The organism is Alienimonas chondri (assembly GCF_013036045.1).
In the GTDB taxonomy this organism is placed as follows: domain Bacteria; phylum Planctomycetota; class Planctomycetia; order Planctomycetales; family Planctomycetaceae; genus Alienimonas; species Alienimonas chondri.
Genome location: NZ_WTPX01000206.1, coordinates 1 through 6,223, shown reverse-complemented (window position 1 = coordinate 6,223; position 6,223 = coordinate 1). Strand labels below are relative to the sequence as shown.

At 68.2% G+C, this 6,223-nt stretch carries 6 protein-coding genes; 4 read left to right on the top strand and 2 right to left on the bottom strand.

The annotated features are described in order from the left end of the window. The 4 genes from LzC2_RS19490 to LzC2_RS19475 all read left to right on the top strand — a co-directional run. A partial coding sequence (locus LzC2_RS19490; RefSeq protein ID WP_171189702.1) for a serine/threonine-protein kinase occupies window positions 1-1,830 on the top strand: 1,830 nt, incomplete at its 5' end. A 67-nt stretch (window positions 1,831-1,897) separates the two neighbouring features. Continuing rightward, window positions 1,898-2,431, top strand: a complete 534-nt coding sequence (locus LzC2_RS19485) for a DUF2752 domain-containing protein (protein WP_171189701.1) — start codon at window positions 1,898-1,900, stop codon at window positions 2,429-2,431. Window positions 2,432-2,626: 195 nt separating this feature from the next. Further along, entirely contained in the window at window positions 2,627-3,283 is a 657-nt protein-coding gene (locus LzC2_RS19480) for a hypothetical protein (RefSeq protein ID WP_171189700.1), read from the top strand. Window positions 3,284-3,483: 200 nt separating this feature from the next. Beyond that, window positions 3,484-4,155: a hypothetical protein gene (locus tag LzC2_RS19475; RefSeq protein WP_171189699.1), complete on the top strand. Its 672-nt coding sequence runs from the start codon at window positions 3,484-3,486 to the stop codon at window positions 4,153-4,155. A 105-nt stretch (window positions 4,156-4,260) separates the two neighbouring features. Here the strand turns inward: LzC2_RS19475 and cpaB are convergent, their stop codons facing one another. Both cpaB and LzC2_RS19465 read right to left on the bottom strand, forming a co-directional pair. Next, on the bottom strand, window positions 4,261-5,487 hold the full coding sequence (cpaB, locus tag LzC2_RS19470) for a Flp pilus assembly protein CpaB (protein WP_171189698.1): 1,227 nt from the start codon (window positions 5,485-5,487) through the stop codon (window positions 4,261-4,263). Between the two features lie 101 nt (window positions 5,488-5,588). Beyond that, a complete protein-coding gene (locus tag LzC2_RS19465; RefSeq protein ID WP_171189697.1) occupies window positions 5,589-6,143 on the bottom strand; it encodes an A24 family peptidase in 555 nt (184 codons plus the stop codon). Window positions 6,144-6,223: the final 80 nt, after the last annotated feature.

Sequence of the window (6,223 nt, the reverse complement as noted above, 5' to 3'; positions counted from 1 at the left end):
GGGAAGAACGACTGGCGGTGGGGATGGGGGGCGGCGAACGGCGGCGGCAAGGACGCGAAGGCTCGCTGGCGTCTGCGGACCGCCGCGGCGCTCCTGCTCGGGGCGTTCCTCGGCTTCCTCACCCGACACTTTTTCCTGGCGGATTTCGGCCTGAACGCCCTGACCGTCGCCGGCTGGGAGCGGTGGGCGGTCGTGGGAACGCTGGCGGGCGTGATCGTCTGGCTCAGCGGGCCCTGGACGGTGACGAAGCGGGGGCTGTGGGTCGCCGAGGCGCTGACGTTCGGGATCCCCGGCGTGTTTTTCGTCTGGGTGCACCAACACGGAATGGCGACCGCGGAGCCCGGGGTCCGGCCGCTGATGGCCGCCGCGTTCCCGGCGATGGCGTCCGCCCCGTGGATGCTGCTGATTCATGTCTACGGGCTGTTCATCCCCAACCGGGCCGGGCGAGCCGCCGCCGTGCTGTCGGTGATGGGAGCGGTCCCGCTCATCGCCGCCGGTGTCGCCGCGGCCCGGTTCCCGGAAGTGCACGCCGTGGTGTTCGGGCAGGGGATGTTCAGCGCGATGTGCGTTTGGATTCTCTCCAGCGCGCTCGCCGCGTTGTACGGGGCGGTGCGGCTCTCGACGCTCCAACGAACCGCTCAGCAGGCCCGCGAGGTGGGCAGCTATCGGTTGGTCGAACGCATCGGCTCCGGCGGGATGGGCGAGGTCTATCTCGCGGAGCATCGCCTGTTGCGTCGGCCCTGTGCGGTGAAGCTGATCCGTCCGCAATTGGCGGACGACGACCGCGCGCTGGCTCGGTTCGACACCGAAGTCCGCGCCGCGGCCCGGCTGACGCATCCGAACACGATCGAGGTGTACGACTTCGGCATCTCCGAAGACGGCTTGTTTTACTGCGTGATGGAGTACCTCCCGGGCCTCACGCTGCATCAGCTCGTGCAGCGGGCCGGTCCGTTGCCGCCGGGCCGGGTGGTGCACCTGCTGGCGCCGGTGTGCGGGGCGCTGGCGGAGGCGCACGCCGTCGGCCTCATCCACCGCGACGTGAAGCCGGCGAATGTGATCGCCGCCGACCGCGGGGGCGTGCGAGACGTGCCCAAGCTGCTGGATTTCGGCCTGGTCAAGCGGATCGGAGCGGCGCCGGCGCCCTCCGCTCCGGACGGCGAGCATGAGACCGCAGACCCGGACGCCGACTCGGAACAGGACCGCCATCTCACCCGGATCGGCAGCGTCGTCGGCAGTCCCCTGTTCGCTGCGCCCGAGGTGGCCCGGGGCGGCGGCCCGACGGCCGAGAGCGACCTCTACGGCCTCGGGGCGACCGCCTACTTCCTGCTGACCGGACGGCCGGTGTTCGACGAACCCACGCCCTCCCGCGCCCTGCGGGCGCACGCCCGTCAGACGCCGCGTCCGGTTCACGAGAGGAACCCCGCGGTTCCGGCCGACCTGTCCGCGGTGGTGATGCGGTGTTTGCAGAAGGATCCGACGGAACGCTATCGATCCGCCGCCGCGCTCGCGGCGGCGCTGCGGGCCTGCCAGTGCGCCGCCGACTGGTCCGACGCCGCCGCCCGGGATTGGTGGGCGGCCACGGAGGGCGCCCCGTCCAAGCGTCATCCCATGCTGCTGGACCATGGAGACGAGGCGCCGCGGGAACGCTCCCCGGCCGGTCCCAACGACGAGACGCTCGGCGATTTCATGTTGCAGGACGATTCGGTGATCAACGTCGAACGGGGGGCGCGCGGCGTCGTGATCGATCCGCACGGCCCCGCGGATACCGTCTCCCACGCCGACGCCCTGAATCCCGCGGACACCGTGGGCCACGCCGAGGCCGCCCCCTGACCAGGCCGATCGGTCGCGACCGGCCTCGGTCGAGGCGCCCGCCGCCCGTACGGTAACCTCCCCCGTGATGAACGAAGCCGCGCCCGCCGATTCGCCGTCCTCCGCGCCGGACGCGGTTCCCCACGACCGTCTGCCGGAGGGACGCGCCGCGAACGACGGCCTCCTGACGCGGAGCGGGCGGGCGACTGCTGCGGTGGTGGCGGCGGGGCTGGTGGTCGGGTTCTCGATCGCCGCCTACCTCACGCCCAGCAGCGCCGGCTTGGGGACGCATCAACAACTGGGTCTGCCGCCCTGCACGGTGCGGGTGTTGACGGGCCATCCCTGCCCGGCCTGCGGGATGACGACCAGCTTCTCGCATTTCGTCCGCGGCCAATGGGGCGGCAGCCTGTCCGCGAACTCCGGCGGATTTTTGCTGGCGCTGATGTGTCTGGCGCTGATCCCGATTCTGCTGCGGGCCGCATTCACCGGGCGGCTGGCGTTCCCGCGACTCGGTCGGTGGGGCAGCGGGGACGCCGCACGGCCGGAATGGTGGGGCGTGTTGGGGCTCTCCACCGTGGGGTTCGTCACGCTGATCGATTGGGCGTTCCGCCTCGCGGAGTGACCCCGACGGCGCCGACGAGCGCTGCGTTCCATGGGACAGCGCTCGGCGAACCGACGCGGAAACGGGGACGCCGGTCCGGCGGTTGGAGCCGGGACGGCATTGAACTACACCCCGCGCATGCGCCCGTTCCAATCCCCATCCGATCGCCGCGTTCCCGGAACCGGGATCGCCCGCGGGCCGTCTACGCTCCGCCGATTGACGCTGGCCGGCCTGTTTTCGCTGACGGGCCTGCTCATGCTCGGACTGCCGGGTTGCGGGTTGTTCGTCACGGGGGGCCGGATGCTCTTCGGCGATCCGGCGGAAACGCCCCCGTTCGAAGCCGTCACCGACGTGGACCTGACGGACGGGGATCACACGGTGCTCGTCCTGGCGACCTCGCCGGAGCTGGTGAAGGCCAAGTTCCCGGAAGTCGATCAGGAAGTGATGCGCCGCGTCAGTCGTCGGCTGCGGTCCGCCGGGGTGGACGTCGCCCTCGGCGATCGCGTGCTGGATTGGGTGGAAGAACGTGGCGGCGTTTGGAGCGAATCGCACCTCGGGCCGATCGCGGAGGAGTTCGACGTCGATTACATCATCGTCATCGAACTGGACCGGTTCGATTGGCACATGCCCCACAGTCCGGATCTGTTGCAGGGCAACTCCGGCGGCTGGATCCGCGCCTACGGGGCGAGCGAAGACGGCGGGCCGATCGCCCACGTGATGGGCGGCAAGTTCGAGAGCGTCTACCCGGAACACCGCCCCGAAAGCACGTTGAACGTGACGGAGAAAGTGTTCCGCGAGCGCTACCTCGATCGCATGTGCACGCAGGCGTCGCAGCGGTTCATTCCGTTCCATCAGCGCGACACCGTTCTTTAAAGCCCCTCTCGTCGAACGGTACGCCGTTCTGACAAACCGTCGGGCGATCGCGACCCGCCCTTCCCCCGGCGGACGCTTTTGCACTATCTGCCGTTAGACCGCTCCCGCGGTCCCGAAGTTACAACGCCGTCCCGGAAGACGAGTCGATGCACAGCCCTTCCCGCGAGCTGCCGCCGTTTTTTCGGAGCGCGTTTTTTGGCGTGCCCAAGCCTCGTCGAATCGCGATCCTCGCCGCCGCGGCATTGTGTCCGCTGGTGATGAGCGGGTGCAACCTGTTCATGATCGCCGCCTACTTGATCTCCGGCCCGCCCAGCGTGGAGCCGGACTTCGAGGTCGCCACCCGCACCAGCTTGACCGATGAAGACGTGACGGTCGCCGTCGCGTGTTACGTCCCGATCGATCTGCGGGCCGATATCGGCAACGAGACGCTGGACCGGGAGATCGCCCGCCTCGTCACGTCCAAGCTCACCTTGAACAAAGTGAAGGTGCGCGATCCGAACGCGGTCCGGCAGTGGCTGGCCCGCAATCCGGACTGGGAGGAGCCGGGCCAGATTGCCGAGGCGATGCAGGTGTCGCACGTCGTCTATATCGACATCAGCCGGTTCAGCCTCTGGGAGGAGAACAGCGCCACGCTGTTGCGGGGCCGGGCCGACGCGATCGTGACGGTGCATGCCGTCGAAGAGGAGGGCGAAGACGCGGTCGAGATTTACGGTAAGGACGTCGCCGCGAAGTATCCGTTGGCCGTGCCGCGGGACAGCAGCGTTCAAAACCCCGGCCGATTCCGTCAGGAGTTCATGCTTCGTCTCGCGGAGGAGATCGGCCGATTGTTCTATCCGCATTGGAACGGCGACGACTTCAGCGCCGCCACCTGAGCGGCGCCGCCGAGATCGCGTCCCCCGCAATAAAAACGCCCGCCCCGGTCGTCCCGGGTCGGGCGTTTTTATTTTGGTCTCGCTTGGAAACCGCGGTCGCTTCGATCACGCCGGGTCGGGGAACATCCCGTCGCCTTCCACGCCGCCGGGCAGCAGCGCGTCGTCGGAGGGAGCGTCCCCGGCGGGCGCCTCGTCGTCCGCCGGCGTGGGCGGCTCGAACGGTTCCGCGGGCGGTTCGGCGGAGCGGGGCACGTCCGTGGTCGGGCGAGCGGCGAAGCGGGCCTCAAAGGGGTTGGAGGCCGCGGGTTCGGTCCCGTTCATCAGCATGCGACGCTTGTCCGCAATCTGAGCGTTGGTGAAGCCCGCGGTCCGAGCCGCGGCGACGTCCACGACTTCGGTCGCACGGGTGTTTCCGCCGACGTGCATCATGACCGTCCACGTCGGCACGTCCGAGGGGTTCAACGCCGCCGGAGCAGGGCGAGCAAGCTCCTTGTCCAGAAACGTTCCCAGGCTGGCGTCGACGTCGACGTCGGCGATTTGAGGTTCGTCCTCTTCGGCAACCTCCTCGTCGGCTCGCTTCTGCTGGTCCGTGTGACTTTTAAAGAGTTCGTCGGTGGTGAACGAGATGTCCCCCACGTCGGATTCGTCGTCCGGGTGCCGCAGACCGAGGAAGAGTTTCCCCGCGGCCTCGGCCCCGGCGAGCAGGGCATACTGCTCCGGCGTGGTGAGCATCCCGACGGTGCTGGTCGTGAGACGGGCGGTGTCCTTCTGCCCTTCGCGATCCTCGCCGCCCTGCTCGGCCCCGACCACGGTGGAGCCGACCGACCAAACTTCCATATCGCCGATCACCCGTTTGATCATCTGATACTTCCGCGGGCGATGGGTGCGTTCGTCGTATTCGGAGATGTCGAACGAGCCGAATACATCGACGCGGTCCCCGGGCGTGAGCAGTCCCGCATGGCTTTTGGCGCGGTCGACGTTAATCGTTTGCACCAGCATGCCCTGGGGAATCTTGCGGCTGTCGCTGCCGAATTTAGCGGCGACCTTGTCCTGGACGATCACCTCGCCCGGGAGGAAGCGGCTGCCGGCGAACTGGCTTTCCCATTGCTCCTGCTTGGTGATCGGGCGAGCGGGCAGGGAGGAGACGACGATCTCCTTCATGGCGCTGTTCGCCTCCGTGATCGGATCGCCCACGCGGATTTCCGTCCGAGCGACCAACACCGCGACCTTGGGCTCTTCGGTTTTGGCGGACAGGTGCTGTTGGGTCGCCAGGAAGGCCACGAGGCCCAAGGCCCCGGCGAGGCCGAACAAGACGATCGGGTTCAGTTTCATCGGGGCGTGCGGGGTGGGGAGTGCGGAGGGGCGATACGAATTATTGAAAGACGCCGGTTAGCCGCTCTCTTCAAAAGAGCGGCGAACGCTCGGCAGGGCGATCAATACATGCCGGCGTAGGCGAAGTACCCGAGGCTGCCGATGCAGATGGGCAGGCCGTAGGGCAGCAATTTCATGCGGGGCTTCCGCTCGGCGGCGACGGTGGAGATTTCGTGCAGGCTCATGCCGCTTTTCCACTCGCACAGAATGGCGAAGGATTGGGCGAGGTGCTTTTTAAACTCGCCGCCCCAGAACGCCATGCCGATCGCGATCACGGCGCCGACGATGGCCGTCACGACGAAGGCATACAGAATGACTTCCATCCCCAGCCAGGCGCCGATGCCGGCCATGAGTTTCACGTCGCCCGACCCCATCCCGCCGACCGCGTACAGCGGCATCAGCGTGGCCAGCCCGACCAGCATGCCGGTCAGCCCGAAGACCCAGCCTTCGCCGAACGCGGCGTGATACAGCATCCCGGCGAGGATCATCGGGTAGGTGAGCCGGTTCGGCACCCGCAACTCGGTCACGTCGATCCAGGTCGCATAGAGGGTCAGCACGGTGACGAGCCACACGGGCCACGTCTCGGCCAGATGGGCGGTGATCTCGGTCCAGTTCATGGGAGAATCTTCAAAGGCGGAGCCGCGCGGGCGGCGGGAGGGGCGGGAACCGCCGGGGGGAGCTGCGGTTCCCGCCCCTC